This is a genomic window from Bradyrhizobium sp. LLZ17, assembly GCF_041200145.1.
GTDB lineage: Bacteria > Pseudomonadota > Alphaproteobacteria > Rhizobiales > Xanthobacteraceae > Bradyrhizobium.
The window spans coordinates 2,045,675-2,063,388 of sequence record NZ_CP165734.1 but is presented as its reverse complement, the minus strand read 5'-3'; the positions used below and the strand labels follow the sequence as shown (position 1 = coordinate 2,063,388).

The following is a 17,714-nucleotide window of genomic DNA, read 5'->3' as shown; positions in this document are numbered from 1 at the left end:
GCCGAGCATCCGCCCTCCGCTTGTCAGGATCGCAAATTGCGTGCCATCTTATCTCGGCAAAGCGCACGGGGAGGTCAATTCCCGGCATGGCGACAACGCCGCATTAGGGTGGAACACAAACGCTCAGGGAGAAATGACATGGTGTGGACGCTTCGTCTGGCGGGGCTGGCTTGCGCTGGCTTGCTGCTGTCCTCGGTGAGTGCTTTGGCGGGTCCCAAGGTCGTCTCCGGTCCGGGTGCCGATCCCGCCTGCTTCAAGCCGTGGTCGTCTGAAACGAAATTCTTCCAGTGGCCAAAGAAGCCCGGCCCCTACCGGATCGCGCTGGTCAACGGTTTCGTCGGCAACACCTGGCGCATCCAGATGGTAAAGACCGCCAAGGCATTCGCCGACCAGCCGGGGATCAAGGAGAACATCAAGGAGTTCAAGGTCGTCTCCACCGGGACCGATGTTGCCGCGCAACTCGGCGCGATGGAGGATTTCATCAACCAGGGCTTCGATGCCATCGTCACGATTGCGGTCGCGCCCGACGGGTTTGATCGCATCATCCGGCTTGCCGACAAGAACAACGTCGTAGTGGTGCCTTTCGACAACGTTCTCGACACCGACAAGGTGATGATGGTCAACGAGGACCAGAAGGAAATGGGCCGCATGTCGGCCAAATGGCTGATCGATGAGAGTGGCAAGAAATCCGGCGACATTCTCGAAGTTCGCGGCTTGCCCGGCAACTCGGTCGACCGCGACCGTCATCTCGGTTTCCGCGAGGTCATGGAAGGGCCCGGCAACAGCTTCAAAATCACCGAAGTCGTCGGCAATTGGGATACCGGCACCTCGCAGAAGGTGACCGCGGATGCGCTGGCCGTGCATGGCCATTTTGACGGAATATTCACCCAAGGCGGCTCCGACGGCACCGTGCAGGCGCTGATGGCTGCCAAGCATCCCTTTGTGCCGATGTCGGGCGAGGGCGAAAACGAGTACCGCAAGCAGATCGCCGATCACGCCAAGGACGGGCTCAAGGGCATGTCCTACGGCCAGTCGCCGGCGCTGGTTGCGATCGCGACCAAGGCGGCGATCTCGGCGCTGCAGGGCAACGTCATGCCGCAGCTGATCTCGATCCCGATTCCGGTGGCGACCTACAAGGACCTCAAGCCGGGCACGAATTACTGGCCTGAGCTCAATGCCAACTTCTTCGCGCCGAACCAGTTCACACCTTGCGGCGTGAACTTCACCGCGCCGGAGATCATGTCGCAGAGCGAGAAGAACACCCAGTGACCTCTGCAGCGATCGCTCCGCCACGGCCCGGCATCCGCCGGGCCGTCGTCGCGTGAAGGCCCGGACATGCCGGCTGCCGACCCGACGCAACCCGCCTTCCTGGAGCTCGCCGGAATCTCCAAGCGTTATGCCGGCGTTCGCGCGCTGGAATCCGTCGATTTCGCCTGCGAACGCGGCAAGATCCACGCTGTGCTGGGCGAGAACGGCGCAGGCAAGTCGACACTGATCAAGATCATCGCCGGCGTGGTGCAGCCGGACAGCGGCCGCATGCGCCTCGCGGGCAGCGACGTCGGCTTCACCACGCCGGCGGCGGCGAATGCGGCCGGTGTCGTCTGCATCTTCCAGGAGCTGTCGCTGATGCCCGACCTCTCGGTCGCGGACAACATCTCCATCGCGTTGCCGCCGCGGCGGTTCGGCCTGATCGATGCAAGGGCGCAGCGGCGCCGCGCCGAACAGCTTCTGGCAGAGATCGGCTGCGAGGATATCAATCCCCTGAGGCACGTCCGCGATCTGCCCCTGTCGCGGCGCCAGGTCGTCGAGATTGCCAAGGCGCTTGGCAAGCGCCCGCAGTTGCTGATCCTCGATGAGGCCACATCGGCTCTGACCAGCGCGGATGTCGAGAAGGTTTATGCGATGCTGGCACGACTCAAGGCCAAGGGCGTCGCAATCCTCTACATCTCGCACCGCATGCACGAGGTCGAGGCGCTCGCCGACCGCGCCTCGGTGTTTCGCAATGGCCGTCACATCGAAACCTTCGACACGGGCGCGCGCTCCACCGCCGAGATCGTCCAGCTCATGATCGGGCGCGACATCACGGCCCAGTATCCGCCGAAGCCGCCGCGCCAACCCGCAAAACCGGTGCTGACGCTGGAGAACCTGTCCTGGGAAAGGCACCTCGATCGCATTTCACTGAGCGTCGGCGCCGGCGAGATCGTCGGGCTCGGCGGTCTCGATGGTCAGGGCCAGAAATCGCTGCTGCTCGCCTTGTTCGGCGTTCTGCGCGGCGTCACGGGTCGCGTTGCGGTCGCCGATCGCGAGGTGCGTCCCGGCTCTCCGGCGGCGGCAAAATCGGTCGGCATCGCGCTCGTCCCGGAGGACCGCAAAACCGAAGGGCTGATGCTGCCGATGTCGATCGCGGACAATCTTGCGATCGCCTCGCTCGACGCCCTCTCCACCGGTCCAATCGTCGACGGGGCTAAGGAACGCGCCGCGATCCAGCGGGCCATCGCACGGCTGCAGATCAAGCTGCGCGAGGCGAGTGATGCGGTCTCGACGCTGTCGGGCGGCAACCAGCAGAAGGTGGTGCTCGCCAAATGGCTGATGACCGATCCGCGCATCATCCTGCTCAACGATCCCACACGCGGCATCGACGTTGGCACCAAGCAGGAGCTGTACCGGTTGATGCGCGAACTTGCCGACCAGGGCGCAGCCATCCTGTTCTACTCGACCGACTATGACGAACTCATCGGCTGCTGCGACCGCGTCGCCATCATGTATGACGGGCGCATCGTGCGCGAGCTCGAAGGCGACGACCTCACCGAGACCAACATCGTCGCGAGCTCCCTCAACATCGACACCGATGCCGCAGCGCAGGCCCAGCATGCTTGACGATCTCGCCATCAGGATCCGCCAGAACATCGGTCTTGTCACCGCCATCCTGTTGTTCTGCGCCCTCTACATTCTCTACAATATCGCCCATCCCCGCGGTTTCTCCCCGGCCGTGCTGGTGCAGAATGGCGACGAAATTTTTGCGCTCGCCATGCTGGCGATGGCACAGACCGTCCCGGTCCTGATGTCGGGCCTCGATCTCTCCGTCGGCGCGGTCATGACCATGGTCGGCTGCTTTGCAAGCTACCTCCTGACCGGCACGGCAGGTGGCGCGCCGCTGCATCTCGATCTGTTCGGCCTGCATGTCGGCCTCGGTACATTTCCAGGCGGCGTGACCGGCATCCTGCTTGGGATTGTCGTGTGCCTTGCGATCGGCACGGCTGCTGGCTTCATCAACGGCTGCGTCGTCGTCTATGGGCGTATCCAGCCGATCATCGCGACGCTTGCGACCGGCGCTGTCTATATCGGCATCGCGCTATTCCTGCGTCCGACCCCAGGCGGCAAGATCGACGAGGATCTGAACTGGGCGCTGACCAATTCGCTCGGCGATTTCGCCTCGACCGCGCACATCTTCGACGACGGCGCGGCGGGCTGGTTTGCGCCGTTCGCCTGGATCCCGGTGCCGTTCGTGCTTCTCGTCCTTATTCCGCTCGTGGTGTGGGTGCCGTTCCGCCGCTCCGTTCTCGGCCGCGCCGTCTATGCCGTCGGCTCGGCCGAGGGCGCTGCTTATATGTCCGGCCTTCCCATCGAGCGCGCCAAGATCGCGGCCTTCGCGCTCGCAGGCTTCTTTGCCGGCTGCGGCGGTCTCTTCCTCGCCATCCAGACTTCGTCGGGCAATGCCGATATTCCGCAAGCGGGCGCCTATACGCTCAACTCAATTGCTTCCGTGGTGATCGGCGGCACGTCGCTGCTCGGCGGCACCGGCAGTGCGATCGGCTCGATCTTCGGCGCCATGGTCTTGCGCGTGATTTCCTTCTTCTTCCGCATCTTCGACATCGCGCCCCTTTTGCAACCACTGTTCGAGGGCGTGATCCTGCTCGCCGCCGTCAGCATCGGCGCTTTGGGCGTGCTGCGCGTCAAGAATACGCTGGAGCTGTTCCGATGACGACAGCCTCCTTCGGTCTCTCGCGAGACGACCGCCCGATCCTGATTGCGGCGCTGTTCATCCTGGTCATCCTCGTCGCGGGCACGGTGTATACGTTCGCCCGTTTCGGCAGCACCCCGCTACTGTCGCCGGCCTATCTGCTCCAGCAATTGCAGATCGGTGCATTCCTCGGCATCGTGTCGGCGGGCATGATGATCGTGATCCTGATCGCGCAAATCGATCTGTCGGTTCCATGGACGCTGGCCGCCGCCGCCATGATGGCGACCTCCGTGGGCGGTCCGTTCGCCATTCCGGTCGGGCTCGGAATCGGCGTCCTGGTCGGTCTCGTCAACGGCATCGGTGTCGCCTATCTGCGCGTCCCATCGATGATCTTCACGCTCGGCGTCAATGCCGTGATGCGCGGCCTCATGGTTGCGCATACCGGGGGCTATGCGCCGCAGACAGGGGCGACCGACCTGATGCGGGTGCTGGCGGGCGAGCGTACGCTTGGCATCCCGAACGCTCTCTTCGTATGGGCTGCGGTCTCCGTGCTGGTCGTGGTGATTTTGCAGCGCATGGCGCTTGGCCGATACGTCTATGCAATCGGGAACAAGGAAGCAGCGGCCTATCTCGCCGGCGTCGACACGCGCCGGGTCACGGTGATTTGCTTCGTCCTCTGCGGGCTTGCCGCCGCGCTCGCGGGCGTGCTGCTCGCCGGCTATTCCACCAAGGCGTATCAGGGCATGGGAGATGCTTATCTGTTGCCCTCGATCGCCGCTGTCGTGATTGGAGGCACCAACATCCTTGGCGGCCGCGGCCGCTATCTCGGCACGCTGATCGGAGTCGTGCTGATCGTGCTCCTCAACAGCGTGCTGTCGATCATGGATATGCCGGAAGCCGGCCGCCAGGTGATCTACGGCCTGGTCATCATCTTCATGCTGCTGGTCTACGGGCGCGGCGAGCGCGTGACGAGCTAAACATTACACGGCCGCGCGGGTGTTGAGAAACATCGCGTACAGCGAAGTCTGCCCGCAGATATAGAGCCGGTTGCGGCGCGGACCGCCGAAGCAGACATTGGCGACGATCTCGCCGATCGGGATCGTGCCGATGTGGGTGCTGTCAGGCGCATAGCAGAACACGTTGCGGCCGGCCGACGTCCAGATGTTGCCGTGTATGTCCACGCGAAAGCCGTCATAGAGCCCGTCCGGATAGGTTGAAAATAGCTTCGCATCCGCGAGCTTTTGCCCATCCACTTGATAAGACCAGATCGTCGCGGGGAGCCCGTCGACATGCGTGGCACCGGTGTCGGCGACGTAGAGCAGCGTCTCGTCGGGCGAGAAAGCGAGCCCGTTGGGCTGGACGCGGTCCGACACCACGCGCGTCACCGCGCCGGTGCCGGGGTCGATCCGATAGACGTTGGAGGCTCCGATCTCGGACCTGGTCTGCAGCCCCTCATAGTCGCTGTCGATGCCGTAGGTCGGATCGGAGAACCAGATCGAGCCGTCCGATTTGACGACGGCGTCGTTGGGCGAATTCAGCTTGCGGCCGTCGAATTGATCAGCCAGCACCGTGATCGAGCCGTCGTGCTCGGTCCGCGTGACGCGCCGCATCAAATGCTCGCAGGTGACAAGCCGTCCCTCGCGGTCGACCGTGTTGCCGTTGGAATTGAAGCTCGGCGAACGGAATACGGAGACCGACGCATCGGTCTCGTCGAACCGCATCATGCGATTGTTGGGAATGTCGGACCAGATCAAATAGCGACCGGCCGGGAAATAGGCAGGTCCCTCGGCCCAGCGGCAGCCGCTGGTGAGCTTTTCAAGATTGGCATGGCCGAAGACCAGGCGCGTAAACCGGGGATCATGCGTGACATAGGGGAGCATCTTTCCTCCTTGTTGCCGCGGATCGTGAGGTGTCCGCGCGCTTTCTCTCATTCTTAGCAAGTCCGCGGTATCAGCGGAACAGCTTTGGGCGTCGCACGCAGCGTTGACACGCGGCGGCAAACACATACGCTGCAGCTCCCGACAATGAGACCAGCGCGTCGAAAACGGCGCCGAGAAGGGCAACGATCCACCATGGTTTCTCAATCAGCATTGCCGCGCCGCCCGCTTGGCCGGACCGGGCTTCAGGCCTCCATCCTTGGATTTGGAACCGCGCCGCTGGGCGATCTTTTCCTCGAGCTCGACGACCGCACCGCGATTGCCGCTGCAAGTCGCGCCCTCGAGCTCGGCATCAATCTGCTCGATACGTCGCCGCACTACGGCAACGGTCTGTCCGAGCATCGCTGCGGGACTGCGCTCCGGCGGGTGAAGCGGCAGGATGTCGTCCTCTGCACCAAGACCGGCCGCTGGATGGATCCGTTCCACCGGCCCGAGACCCGGTCGGGCTTTGTCGGAGGGCATCCGCACCGGGCCGTGGTCGATTACTCCTATGACGGGACGATGCGGTCGGTCGAGCAGTCGCTGCTGCGGCTGGGCACCGACAGGATCGATCTGCTGCTGATCCATGACGTCGACGTCTGGACCCATGGCCAGGCTGCGATCGAGGATCGGTTTCGCGAGGCGATGGCCGGCGCCTATGTGGCGCTCGACAGACTGCGTTCGGAAGGCGTGGTTGCCGGCATCGGGATCGGTGTCAACGAAGCCGAGATGTGCGTGCGCTTTGCGCAGGCCGGTTCGTTCGACGTGATGCTCCTCGCCGGACGCTACTCACTGCTGGAGCAGCCGGCGCTGAAGGAGTTCATGCCGCTGGCGCTGAAGCAGGGCATCGCGGTGCTGCTCGGCGGCGTGTTCAATTCGGGAATTCTCGCGACCGGGCCGGTCGCCGGCGCGAAGTACAATTATCAGGACGCGCCGCCGGAGATCCTTTCCAGGGTGGCCGAGATCCAGCGCGTCTGCGCCGCTCATGGCGTAGCGCTGCCGACGGCAGCTTTGCATTTTGCGCTCGGTCATCCTGCTGTCGCGAGCGTGGTCCTGGGCGGGCAGAGCCCGCAGGAGGTTGAGCGCAACCTAGCCGCACTGACAACTGAGGTTCCGGCCGCGCTCTGGAGCGACCTGAAAGCGGCACGACTGCTCGACACCGAGGCGCCCGTCCCGAGATAGGCCCGCCGGTCGCCGGCTATTTCTCCGACCGCTGACGATGTACCGCTCGAGGAAGATGCCGACGACAACGAGCGGCCTAGGCCGCATCGGGCGGGATGACGCCCTTCTTGAAGATGAAGCAGCCATAGAAGCGGCGCTCGCCGATCTGGATCACGCAGTACGATTTCTTGGCACGCTCGTAGAAGGCAAATCGCTCGATCGAGCCTAGCCGAAGCGAACGTCCTTCCGCAGCATCGATCTCCCTCTGCACTTCCGCTTGGACGGCCGGGATTTCGTTCGGCTGGTCCACGACTTCCATCCGCAGGGCGGGTTGGTCGACAAATGAATCGAGGGGAAGCACCGAGAAGATCGCGCGGGCCGCTCGCGCCGAGGTGACGTTGTCGATACGTAGCAGCTTGCCCAGCACCGTGTGGCGGGCAACGGAGTCGGCCGGGAAGTTTGTGTCGCACAGCACGAGATCGTCGCCATGCCCCATCGATCGCAGCGCGTGGAGGACATCCGCATTCAGAATGGGATCAAGCGACTTCAGCATGGCGCGCCCGCTATTTTCGTTACATGCTAGTGAGATCGGCTGCGGTTCGTCAAGCCTCCGGTGAGTGCGCGATTTTGGTTCGGATCGCAGCATCCCCCGGAAAACCCTACGTCTGCGTTGTCGTCGTTCTCGGGACCAGACGGATTGTCTTTCTGCTCTTGACGGATTCGAGTGCTGCGTTCGCAATCATCAGCGCGAGGAGTCCGTCTTCACCGCCTGGCGACACCGGCTTCCCGCCGGTGACTGCTGCGATGAATGCGGCGATCTCGTTGGCGTAGGCTTCCAGGTAGCGCGTCATGAAAAAGTCGTGCAGCGGCGGCCTGGTATAGCCGCTCTTGTCGGCGATCTCGATTGAGACGGGGCGCTGGTTTTCAGCCGCGACCATTCCCTGCGATCCGTGGACCTCGATCCGCTGGTCGTAGCCGTAGGTCGCGCGACGCGAGTTGGAGATCAGGCACTGTTTGCCCGATGTGGTCTCCAGGATGACGCTGGCACTGTCGAAGTCTCCCAGCTCGCCGATCGCCTTATCGACCAGCACCGAGGCGTGAGCACTTACGAAGACAGGTTCTTCTTTCAGAAGAAAACGCGCCATGTCGAAATCATGAATAGTCATATCTCGGAAGATACCGCCCGACCGGCCGATGTAGTCGTGGGGCGGCGGACCAGGATCACGGGAGGTGATCGAGATCATTTCAACGTCGCCGATCGTGCCGTCATCGATGGTCTTGCGCACAGCCGAGAAGTGCGGATCGAAGCGACGGTTGAACCCGACCATCAGCGTGACCCTCGCCTTGTCGACCACGGACAAACACTGCGCGACCCGCGCAACGTCGAGATCGATTGGCTTTTCGCAAAAAAATTGCCTTGCCCCGCCGCGCAAAGCATTCGATGAGATCGGCGTGGGTATCCGTCGGCGTACAGATCACGACGGCATCGACATCGGCCGATCGCTCGATGTCTTCGATAGAGCGGACATCTGCCCCAAAAGCGATTGCGAGATCACGCGCAGCGGTGGGCGAGGCGTCGGCCACCGCGACAAGCCTGGCGTCCGAACTCGAGCCGATTGCCCTCGCGTGAACTTTCCCGATCCGGCCGGCGCCAATCAAACCGAACTTGACGGTCATCGAACCTCTCTTTCGCGGTCTCATCGCCGCGCACTCCCTGCCGCGGCGAGCTCGGCCGAACCGGCCGAGAGAATGAGATAGATATTCCGATTGACCGGAATATCAAATCGGTATTCATCAAGAACCAATAGGGAGACACAAATAGCTTTGGAATTGGGGAAGATCGCATTCATTGCCCGAGGCAGGCGAGCGCTCGCTCCGGGGAGTTCGCGGCCGCTCGGCCGCACATCAGGATGGATGGACGGTGGCCGTGCTCTCCCGCGAACCAACCACGGGCAGGGGTGAGACATGACTGCCATGGAGCGCTTCATCCGTGTGCATCTCGTGCGCGAAGCCGCCGACCTGGTCAATTCTTTCGCGCATCTCGAACGGGCGCGGGACCCGGCTGTCAGCAGCGTGAGGCAAACGAGGGTGGGAGGAGGTCAATGCCGATGAAAACGACGCGGCTCACAATGTCGCAGGCGCTTGTCAGGGCGCTCGCGGTTCAGAAAGCTGAGTTCGGCGGCCGTGAGGTTCCGCTGTTTGCGGGCGTCTGGGCGATTTTCGGCCACGGCAACGTCGCCGGTCTAGGTGAAGCGCTGCACGCAGCTGAAGATACGCTGCCGACATTTCGAGCCCACAATGAGCAGTCGATGGCGCACGCGGCGATCGCCTTCGCAAAGGCCTCGCGTCGCCGACGTATGATGGCCTGTACGAGTTCGATCGGACCCGGCGCCACCAACATGGTGACCGCGGCGGCGCTCGCGCACGTCAACCGTCTGCCCGTTCTGTTTCTGCCCGGGGACGTCTTCGCGTCGCGACGGCCAGATCCGGTGCTTCAGCAGGTCGAGGATTTCGGGGATGGCATCATATCGGCCAACGATTGCTTCCGGCCGGTCTCGCGTTATTTCGATCGCATCACGCGGCCGGAGCAGATCGTGCCGGCGCTGGCCAACGCGCTCCTCGTGCTGACGGATCCGGCTCGCTGCGGCCCCGTTACGCTGGCGCTCTGCCAGGACGTGCAGTCCGAAGCCTATGACTATCCCGAGAGTTTTTTTGAGCCACACGTGTGGAGGCCACGCCGGGCGAGGCCCGATCACCGGGAGCTCTCGGCGGCGGCTGCGCTGCTGCGCGCGGCGAAAAAGCCGCTCATCATTGCGGGCGGCGGGGTCCTCTATTCCGAGGCCGAGGAGCAGCTGCTGCTGTTCTGCGAGAAACACAACGTTCCCGTTGCCGAAACGCAGGCTGGCAAGAGCGCGTTTCCAGCGAGCCATCCGCTCAACATGGGAGCGATAGGGGTCACCGGAACGGCCGCGGCCAACCGTGCTGCTCGGGAGGCAGACGTCATTCTCGCCGTAGGCACGCGCCTTCAGGATTTCACCACTGGCTCCTGGTCACTATTCCCGAACGCCGACTGCAGGATCATCGCGCTCAATGTGCAAGCATTCGACGCGACCAAGCGGGGCAGCCAGCCGCTTGTCGCCGATGCGCGCGAGGCTCTCGATGCGCTCGACAAGGCGCTCGGTGAGTGGCTGCCACCGCTCGAATGGGTTACGCAGGCAAAGACGGAGCGTGAAAGCTGGCTGGCGGTTGCGGGCAAGTACACTGCGCTCGGCAACGAGAGTCTTCCGTCGGATGCTCAGGTGGTTGGTGCCGTGCAGCGCACAGCCCAGCCGTCGGACGTAGTCGTGTGTGCAGCAGGCGGGTTGCCTGGCGAGCTCCACAAACTCTGGCTCGCCGGCGCCGCCGGCGGCTATCACGCGGAGTACGGCTTCTCCACCATGGGCTATGAGATTGCGGCCGGACTTGGCGTCAAAATGGCGAACCCTGCTCGCGAGGTCATTGTGATGCTCGGAGACGGGTCGTATTTGATGTTGAACTCCGAGATCGCCACTTCGCTGATGTTGGGCCTCAAGCTCACGATCGTCCTGCTGGACAATCGGGGCTTTGGCTGCATCGACCGCCTGCAACGCAGCACCGGAAGTTCGTCGTTCAACAACCTGCTCGCGACGGCGCGGCATCAAACTCTGCCGGAGATTGATTTCGCAACGCACGCTGGTTCGCTCGGCGCGGTTTCCGAGAAAGTCGGCAATCTCGGCGAACTCGAGGCGGCCCTGCGAAGGGCGCGGCAGAACGATCGCACCACCGTGATCGTCATCGATACCGATCCCTCAAGGTCGACCGATGCAGGCGGACATTGGTGGGACGTGGCGGTGCCTGAAGTATCGGTGCGGGCGGAGGTGCGGGCCGCGCGTGAGCGCTATGCGGACGCCCGGAAGGCGCAGAGCGACTGGAATTAATGTGATGCCGGCAAGCGGCAACGAAGGAAGGCTCAACAGCATGTCGATTCGTATCGGCGCCAATCCCATCGGCTGGTCCAACGACGATCTACAGAGTATCGGCGGAGAAACGCCGTTGGAGGTCTGCCTTGCCGAAGCCAAGGAAGCCGGCTTCGTCGGGATGGAGCTGGGGCACAAGTTTCCCCGCGAGCCCGAGGCGTTGAAGGCGGCGCTCGCGCCGTACGGGTTGGCGTGCATTTCGGGCTGGTATTCGGCGGAACTGCTCAAGCGCGATGCCGACGAGGAGATGCGGCGGCTACGTCCACACCTGGATCTGCTGAAAGCGATGGGTTCGAACGTTCTTGTCTTCTGCGAGACCTCGAATGCGATCCACGGCGATCGTTCAAAACGTCTCTCCGAGCGGCCGCGTCTCCTTGGGAGCGACTGGGCCGAATGGGGTCGGCGGCTTACCCAGGTGGCGGATCGCACGATCACCGAAGGCGTGCGGCTCGTCTATCATCATCACATGGGCACAATCGTCGAGACAGGCGATGACATTGACGCACTGATGGCCGCGACCGGTCCTTCCGTCCACCTGCTGCTGGATACGGGCCACGCCACGTGGGCGGGTGCCGATCCTGGCGTGCTCGCGCGGAAATATCGCGCGCGGATCAGCCATGTCCATGCCAAGGATGTTCGCCCGAGCGTTCTTGAGCAAGCCCATGCAAAGGACTGGAGCTTTCTCGATGCCGTGCTGGGGGAGGGCGACAAACTCGGAATCTATACCGTTCCGGGTGACGGTTCGGTTGACTACGTCGCCATCTTTACGGAGCTCAAGGGGTATTCCGGGTGGGTCGTGGTCGAGGCTGAGCAGGATCCCAGGAAGGCCAACCCGCTCGTTTACGCCAAGAAGGGCGTCGCACATCTCAGGGCTTCGCTCCATGAGGCGGGGCTCACCTAATCGAACTTCTCGAGCGATAAGCCTGCGGCGTGGAGAGGATTGCCGTAGGGAGGCCGATCCACAAGTGCCCTTCGCGCACTGGACTGCCGTGCACTCATCGCCCTTGACCCGGTGCCAGCTGTCATCACCGTCAGTGCGGTGGCCGTTTCGACTCAGCTATGGCGCGCGGAACATCGCGGATATCGTCGAGGTCAGGCGCTTGGCCGTAGCTCATACGTTTCATCTGTTCATGGACCTGACCCATTTCGGTCTCGCTGAGGCGCGGCGGCTCGCCGATAGCAAGTGCGTGGACGTACATCTTCGCCAGCGTCTCCACCTCGACGGCAAGCCAAAGGGCCTTTTCGAACGAGTGGGCCGTTACGATCAAGCCATGGTGGCCGAGAAGGCAGGCGTTGCGATCTTCGAGGGCCTTGAGGGCGTAGTCTGATAGCGCCTGCGTGCCGAAACAAGCATAGGGCGCACAGCGGACATCGTTGCCCCCCGCAACTGCGACCATATAGTGGAAGCAGGGAATGCCCCGTTCGTGCACCGCGAGGATCGTGCTGAAGGTCGAATGGGTATGGAGTACCACGTTCACGTCGTCGCGTGCTTGAAGGATATCGCGGTGAAAGCGCCATTCAGATGACGGCCGATGGTTGCCTTGGTAGTTCGCGGCAAAATCCATCGCGACGATGTCCTCTCGCTGCATCCGATCGTAGGGGAGGCCGGTCGGCGTGATCAGCATTCCATTTGGAGTGCGGTGCGACAGGTTGCCGGATGTGCCCTGATTGAGTCCGTTTCGATTCATCTCCCTGCAGGTATCGACAATGCCTTGGCGCAGATCGGCATGAATGTGGTCGGTCATGAGGCGGGCTCCGAGAAGGCGATCCAGGACTGGTAGGCAGCGGAAAGGTCGCCCGGATTGAACCCATCCTTGCTGAGTGATGTGACGGATTCAAGCATCACGCTTGAAACCGGCAGCGTACGCGAGAATCGCCGCCACAGCAGGGCGGCGCCGAGCGCCGTACCGTCCCGGGATTGACTGATCCCGACGCTCTGCTGGGATCGCAAAGTGGCGAGGCAGCGGGCGAAGGGCAGGTTTGCGGCAAAGCCACCGTCGATAATGATGCGTTTCGAGCTCCCAAGCGCGTCAAGCGAGCGGTTTGCGCTGAAGGCAGCGTAAAGCACCGCCAATGCCTGCCATTCAGCGGGCGTTTCGGGGCGCGGTCCGACGATCCGGCCGCGGTGGGCCGCGCCCGGAAACAATCCATCATCGCCGATGAACGAAGGGAGAGCCAGGGTTCCCTTCGACAGCAGGGTAGGCAATGCGGCAAGGACCGCTGCATCAGAAGCGCGATTGTCTCCGCGGATCAGCTCATATTCGCGGCCGCTCGCGATCAGTGTCGAGGGTACATGCTCCCCATCGACATCGATATTGAGAACCATCGCGCGCGCGATCGAGCTTGTCCAGAGAAAGACCGCGCTGAAAGCCGATCATCCAGGTCCCGGTCGATAGGATCGAGGCATCCGCCATGCCAGCAGCCTTGTAGCGAAACAGGTTGGCGTTGGAATCATGCACGCCACAGAGGATTTCGGTCGATTGCGCCAGGCCGGTGCGCCTGGCTACGGACTCCGAAACCGTCCCTAGCACCGCACCGGCGGGTATGCGTTCGGGCAGCAGATGGCTCCAGCCGCGCTTGCGCATGAGAGAAGAAGGCCGATGGTGCATGAGGTCCCAGATATGGCTCTGCGCCGCGAGCTGCGAGATTTCGCTGGCCGCACGTCCGCCGAGCCGCAAAGCGAAAAACTGCGCGGTTGTCAGGTAGGTTTTTGCGCGGGCGAATTCGACTGGACACGCGCTTTCCTGCCACAGCAGCTGCTTTCCGAGCCGCATCGCGCCTCCGGTGCCGCAAAACACCTCATCGTAAGCGGGCGCGATCCGGGCATAAGCTTCGTCGATCGCCGGCGGAGAGACCGCATCATAGTCCATCATCGGCAGCACGGGCGTATCACCGTCGACGAGAACCGCGCCGCACCCGTGCGCAGCCACGATCACGGCGCCAATCGCATGCCGTTGAGAGGCGACGGCAAGGTTATCGAGAAACCACTGTTCCAACCCGACAAGATCATAGGCGAGGTAGGGGCCTTGAGTGACCGGTACATTAACAATCGTATGTGTTTCGAGCGACCAGCCGTCGTCGCTCGCCACCAGCAGTTTCAGATTGGTCTTGCCAATGTCGAGAACGGCGATCCGGGGCGAGGAGATCGAATACGTCATGGCTGTCTACCGCGGCGCTTTACCGCTCAAACGAGGAACCGCCGCGACGGCAATCAGGATTCCACCCCAGATCGCCAGCGTGAGGAATTGGCTGAGATTCAAAAGATTGAACGCAGACGAGATCACCTGAAGGATGATCAGCGCAAGCAACAATCCCCCGACTTTGCCGAAGCCGCCGAACGGATCGATGCCGCCGAGGACGGCCGCGAGAATGGTGACCAGAAGATAGCTCTCGCCGTATGCCGCGTTGGCCGAATTGAAACGTGCAAGCATCACCACTGCTGCCACACCCGCGAGCAGGCTGGAAAGCACATACAGTTTGAGGAGGACGGCGCGGGTATTGACCCCGGAGTAGCGCGTCGCCTTCTCGTTCGAGCCGATCATGTAAACCTTTGCCCCGAACGGGGTCGCGTTCAGCATGAGCGCGACGGGCAAGGCGCAGAACGCAAGTACGATCAAAGCAAAGGGTACCCCGAAAACTGTTCCATTGCCGATAAATACAATGGGCTCCGGAAATCCGGAGATGACGTTGCCGCGCGACAGCCCGATCGCAAGGCCCTTGCAGAGCGTCATCGTCCCGAGCGTGGCCAGGATCGGCGAAACGCCGAGATAGGCGATGACAAAACCATTGAGGAGGCCGACCAATGCGGCCACCGCAAATCCTGCAGCGATCGCCAGCACCTGAATGCCGGCTGAGGCAAGCCCCTGAGTCCCGGGGATGTAGTGCGTCAGCAGGAAGGCGATGGTCAGTCCGGACAGATTGGCAGTCGCGATAATGGAAAGGTTGAGTCCCCCGGATAGCAAGGCCAGCATCATCGCAAGCGAGAGGATGCCTAGTTCCGGCATCTGGAAAGCCATGGACTGCAGCGTGTCGACCGAGAAGAACCGGTCGCCAATCATGATCGCGAACACCACCCAGAGCGCGAGCAACAGCAGGATGAGCGTGGCAACCGTGCCGCTGCTGGCGAGGGCGACCATACGCCGGGGAAGTGAGAGGGCGGGCGCATTACTCATGCGCGCACGCTGCGGGTTCGTCGCTCTCGCTGCGACCAGGCGGTCGCCGAGACCGAAATGAGAATAACCAGGCCAACGAAGAGCGGCGACCAGTAGGACGAAACTCCCAGCAGAATGATTCCATTCTGGAGTACGGCGAGCAGTGTCAGGCCCAAAAACGTGCCGAGGACGGTACCGACGCCGCCCATCAAGCTGGCGCCGCCGAGTACGACCGCGGCGACCACGTCGAGTTCCTTGCCTACCAAAACGGTCGGAGCAACCGATTGCGCCAGTTGTGCCTGGACCAGGGAGGCGATTCCAGCCATGACACCCATGTAAGAATAGACCAGTATGTTGAGGCCGAAAATGTGGAAGCCGAGCCGCTGCGCGGCATCGGTATTGCCTCCCATGGCATATATTTGCCGGCCGATATTGGTTCGGTTGAGCAGGAGCCAGGTGACGAGAAAGGCCAGCGCAAGCGCGAGGATCTGCAAGTTGACCCCGTACGAGCTATCCTTGCCCCATTCGAATTCGAACCAGAATATCCCCGTCGCAAACCAGTCCGGCAGCGAATAGATGTATTTGCCACCGGTGAAGAAGATCAGAAGCCCATAGAAAATGTTCAGTGTTGCGACCGAAACGATGATCGATGGTATTCGAAGTTTCTGGATGAAGATCGCATTGAGGGCACCGAGCGCACCTCCAATCCCGATCGCGATGGCGAAGACGCTGATCCAGTTCGCGCCGTAAGCATTGGCAATGGAGAGTGTGACATATTGCGCTACCGACGCCGTCGCGGTGAAGGAGATGTCGATCCCGCCGGCGATCAGCACGACCAGCAATCCGAGCGCCAAGATTCCGACGAAGGCGTAGGAGGTCAGCAGGTCAAACAGATTCTGCATGGTCAGGAACTGGGCATTCGCGAAGCCCAGGCCGGAGCAAAGCCCGAGAATGACGATCAGCAGCCAAAACTCGTGACTGCGACGAAACCTGCTGAATGATGCAATGTGGGATTCAGGCATTGACCGCCTGCCGAAGCGCATCTTCGGAAATGGCTGCAGCAGCCACATTGGTTGTCAAACGCCCGTCGCGCATCACCAGCACGCGATGACTATGATAAAGGACCTCGGGGATTTCGTCGGATATCATCAGCACTGCGACGCCGTCGCGGGCCAACCGTCGGACGATTTCATAAATTCCGTCCTTGGCGCTGATGTCGACACCCACGGTCGGACTATCGAGGATAAGCACCCGCGGGTTGGTCGCCATCCATTTGCCGAGCACGACACGCTGCTGATTGCCCCCGGAGAGCGTTTTCACCGCGTTGGCCGGGTTGGAGATTTTGATCCCGAGTTCAGTAACCCAGCGCGCAACGTGGCTCTGACGCGCTCGGGCGGCGATCAGGCCAAATGCGCCTGCCAGACGTTCCAGCACAGTCAGTGTGAGGTTCGCCGTGACGGACTGATTCAGGATGAGACCAAGCGTAAGCCTATCCTCGGACACATAGGCGATCCCTCGACGGATCGCCTCTGCATTTGTGCGGAGCGCGATCCGGTGCCCGTCAAGCGCGATGCTACCGCGATCGGGCGGCTTCATGCCGAATAGCGATAACGCAAGTTCGGTTCGACCTGAGCCGAGCAGACCGGTGAGGCCCACCACTTCCCCTGCGCGCAACTGCAAGCTTACATCCTCATACTCACCGTCACGGCCCAAGCCCTCGACCTCCAGTACGACCGGGCCGGCAGCAATCTCTGGCGCCTGTACCTGGTAGTCGAAGGACTTGCCGGTCATCAGGTGGCTGAGTTTGCGCCCGTCGATTGTGTCGGCGGCAAAAGTACCGACCTTGACGCCATCCCGCAGCACTGTCACGCGCTCGGCGATTTCAAGCACCTCGTCGAGACGGTGGCTGACGAAGACGACGCAGATCCCAGCGCGCTTCAGCTCGCTGACGAGCTTGATGAGAGCGTTCACCTCGTGGCGTGTCAACGATGCCGTCGGCTCATCCATGATCAGGAGTTTGGCATCCGCAGCCAGGGCCCTGCAGATCGCGACCAGCTGGCGTCCGGCAATGCTGAGCTCGGACACTTTCGCGTCCGGGTCGAACCCGACCCCGATCTTTGCCATTGTGGCTTTCGCGGTCGCGCGCATCGACTCCCAGTTCACCGAGTGAATGCCGCCAAGATGGTGCGCCATCGCGATATTCTCCGCGACGGTGAGGTTGGGGAATAGTGACAGATCTTGATAGATGACCTGAATGCCGCAATGCGTGGAGTAGACCGGGTTTAATTTGGGATATTCCTTGCCGGATATCACGATCCGGCCGCCAGGCTCCGGGGCTTCGACGCCCGAAATGATCTTGATCAGGGTGGACTTGCCGGAGCCGTTCTCACCGACAAGGCAATGCACCTCGCCGACTTCCAGAGTCAGATCGACGTCGCGGAGCGCGTGCACGCCGCCGAAGCGCTTCGATATGCCTGACATTTCCAGGAAAGTCGCCAAAGTTCGCCTGCAATGGATCGTTCGATCGTGC

At 62.2% G+C, this 17,714-nt stretch carries 15 protein-coding genes and 1 pseudogene; 7 read left to right on the top strand and 9 right to left on the bottom strand.

All coding sequences use genetic code 11. From position 1 onward, the window contains the following. Positions 1-138 precede the first annotated feature (138 nt). The 4 genes from AB8Z38_RS10365 to AB8Z38_RS10350 all read left to right on the top strand — a co-directional run bounded on the left by AB8Z38_RS10365 (position 139) and on the right by AB8Z38_RS10350 (position 4,938). The gene (locus AB8Z38_RS10365) at positions 139-1,269 is read left to right on the top strand and encodes a sugar ABC transporter substrate-binding protein (RefSeq protein WP_369724786.1); all 1,131 of its coding nucleotides are present in this window, start codon (positions 139-141) and stop codon (positions 1,267-1,269) included. Positions 1,270-1,335: 66 nt separating this feature from the next. Beyond that, on the top strand, positions 1,336-2,877 hold the full coding sequence (locus AB8Z38_RS10360; protein ID WP_369724785.1) for a sugar ABC transporter ATP-binding protein: 1,542 nt from the start codon (positions 1,336-1,338) through the stop codon (positions 2,875-2,877). Next, a complete protein-coding gene (locus tag AB8Z38_RS10355) occupies positions 2,870-3,982 on the top strand; it encodes an ABC transporter permease (RefSeq protein WP_369724784.1) in 1,113 nt (370 codons plus the stop codon). The genes AB8Z38_RS10360 and AB8Z38_RS10355 overlap by 8 nt, the downstream gene beginning before the upstream one ends. Further along, positions 3,979-4,938, top strand: a complete 960-nt coding sequence (locus AB8Z38_RS10350) for an ABC transporter permease (protein WP_369724782.1) — start codon at positions 3,979-3,981, stop codon at positions 4,936-4,938. The genes AB8Z38_RS10355 and AB8Z38_RS10350 overlap by 4 nt, the downstream gene beginning before the upstream one ends. Before the next feature lie 3 nt (positions 4,939-4,941). On the opposite strand, the gene AB8Z38_RS10345 is transcribed toward AB8Z38_RS10350, so the two are convergent. After that, positions 4,942-5,841 carry an SMP-30/gluconolactonase/LRE family protein gene (locus AB8Z38_RS10345; RefSeq protein WP_369724780.1) on the bottom strand — a complete coding sequence of 300 codons (900 nt, stop codon included), beginning with the start codon at positions 5,839-5,841 and terminating at the stop codon, positions 4,942-4,944. 192 nt (positions 5,842-6,033) lie between these two features. On the opposite strand from AB8Z38_RS10345, the gene AB8Z38_RS10340 reads away from it, so the two are divergent. Continuing rightward, positions 6,034-7,059 (top strand): aldo/keto reductase, encoded by a 1,026-nt coding sequence (locus AB8Z38_RS10340; protein WP_369724778.1) that lies wholly within the window; start codon positions 6,034-6,036, stop codon positions 7,057-7,059. A 76-nt stretch (positions 7,060-7,135) separates the two neighbouring features. Here the strand turns inward: AB8Z38_RS10340 and AB8Z38_RS10335 are convergent, their stop codons facing one another. Further along, positions 7,136-7,591 (bottom strand): RbsD/FucU family protein, encoded by a 456-nt coding sequence (locus AB8Z38_RS10335; protein WP_369726797.1) that lies wholly within the window; start codon positions 7,589-7,591, stop codon positions 7,136-7,138. A gap of 106 nt (positions 7,592-7,697) precedes the next feature. Further along, positions 7,698-8,715, bottom strand: a pseudogene (iolG, locus tag AB8Z38_RS10330) (inositol 2-dehydrogenase). Between the two features lie 431 nt (positions 8,716-9,146). Between iolG and iolD the strand changes: the two are divergent. After that, the gene (gene iolD / locus AB8Z38_RS10325; protein WP_369726796.1) at positions 9,147-10,994 is read left to right on the top strand and encodes a 3D-(3,5/4)-trihydroxycyclohexane-1,2-dione acylhydrolase (decyclizing); all 1,848 of its coding nucleotides are present in this window, start codon (positions 9,147-9,149) and stop codon (positions 10,992-10,994) included. Positions 10,995-11,034: 40 nt separating this feature from the next. Further along, the gene (iolE, locus tag AB8Z38_RS10320) at positions 11,035-11,934 is read left to right on the top strand and encodes a myo-inosose-2 dehydratase (RefSeq protein ID WP_369724776.1); all 900 of its coding nucleotides are present in this window, start codon (positions 11,035-11,037) and stop codon (positions 11,932-11,934) included. Between the two features lie 130 nt (positions 11,935-12,064). Here the strand turns inward: iolE and AB8Z38_RS10315 are convergent, their stop codons facing one another. The 6 genes from AB8Z38_RS10315 to AB8Z38_RS10290 are packed head-to-tail and all read right to left on the bottom strand — an operon-like array spanning position 12,065 to position 17,683. Next, a complete protein-coding gene (locus AB8Z38_RS10315) occupies positions 12,065-12,778 on the bottom strand; it encodes a class II aldolase/adducin family protein (protein ID WP_369724774.1) in 714 nt (237 codons plus the stop codon). Next, complete coding sequence (locus AB8Z38_RS10310) at positions 12,775-13,359, bottom strand: hypothetical protein (RefSeq protein ID WP_369724772.1); 585 nt, start codon at positions 13,357-13,359, stop codon at positions 12,775-12,777. Before AB8Z38_RS10310 ends, AB8Z38_RS10315 begins: the two co-directional genes overlap by 4 nt. After that, a complete protein-coding gene (locus tag AB8Z38_RS10305; RefSeq protein WP_369724771.1) occupies positions 13,289-14,191 on the bottom strand; it encodes a carbohydrate kinase in 903 nt (300 codons plus the stop codon). Before AB8Z38_RS10305 ends, AB8Z38_RS10310 begins: the two co-directional genes overlap by 71 nt. Positions 14,192-14,197: 6 nt before the next feature. Then, on the bottom strand, positions 14,198-15,205 hold the full coding sequence (locus tag AB8Z38_RS10300) for an ABC transporter permease (protein WP_369724769.1): 1,008 nt from the start codon (positions 15,203-15,205) through the stop codon (positions 14,198-14,200). Next, entirely contained in the window at positions 15,202-16,206 is a 1,005-nt protein-coding gene (locus AB8Z38_RS10295) for an ABC transporter permease (RefSeq protein ID WP_369724767.1), read from the bottom strand. The genes AB8Z38_RS10300 and AB8Z38_RS10295 overlap by 4 nt, the downstream gene beginning before the upstream one ends. Continuing rightward, positions 16,199-17,683 (bottom strand): sugar ABC transporter ATP-binding protein, encoded by a 1,485-nt coding sequence (locus AB8Z38_RS10290; protein ID WP_369724766.1) that lies wholly within the window; start codon positions 17,681-17,683, stop codon positions 16,199-16,201. Before AB8Z38_RS10290 ends, AB8Z38_RS10295 begins: the two co-directional genes overlap by 8 nt. Positions 17,684-17,714: the final 31 nt, after the last annotated feature.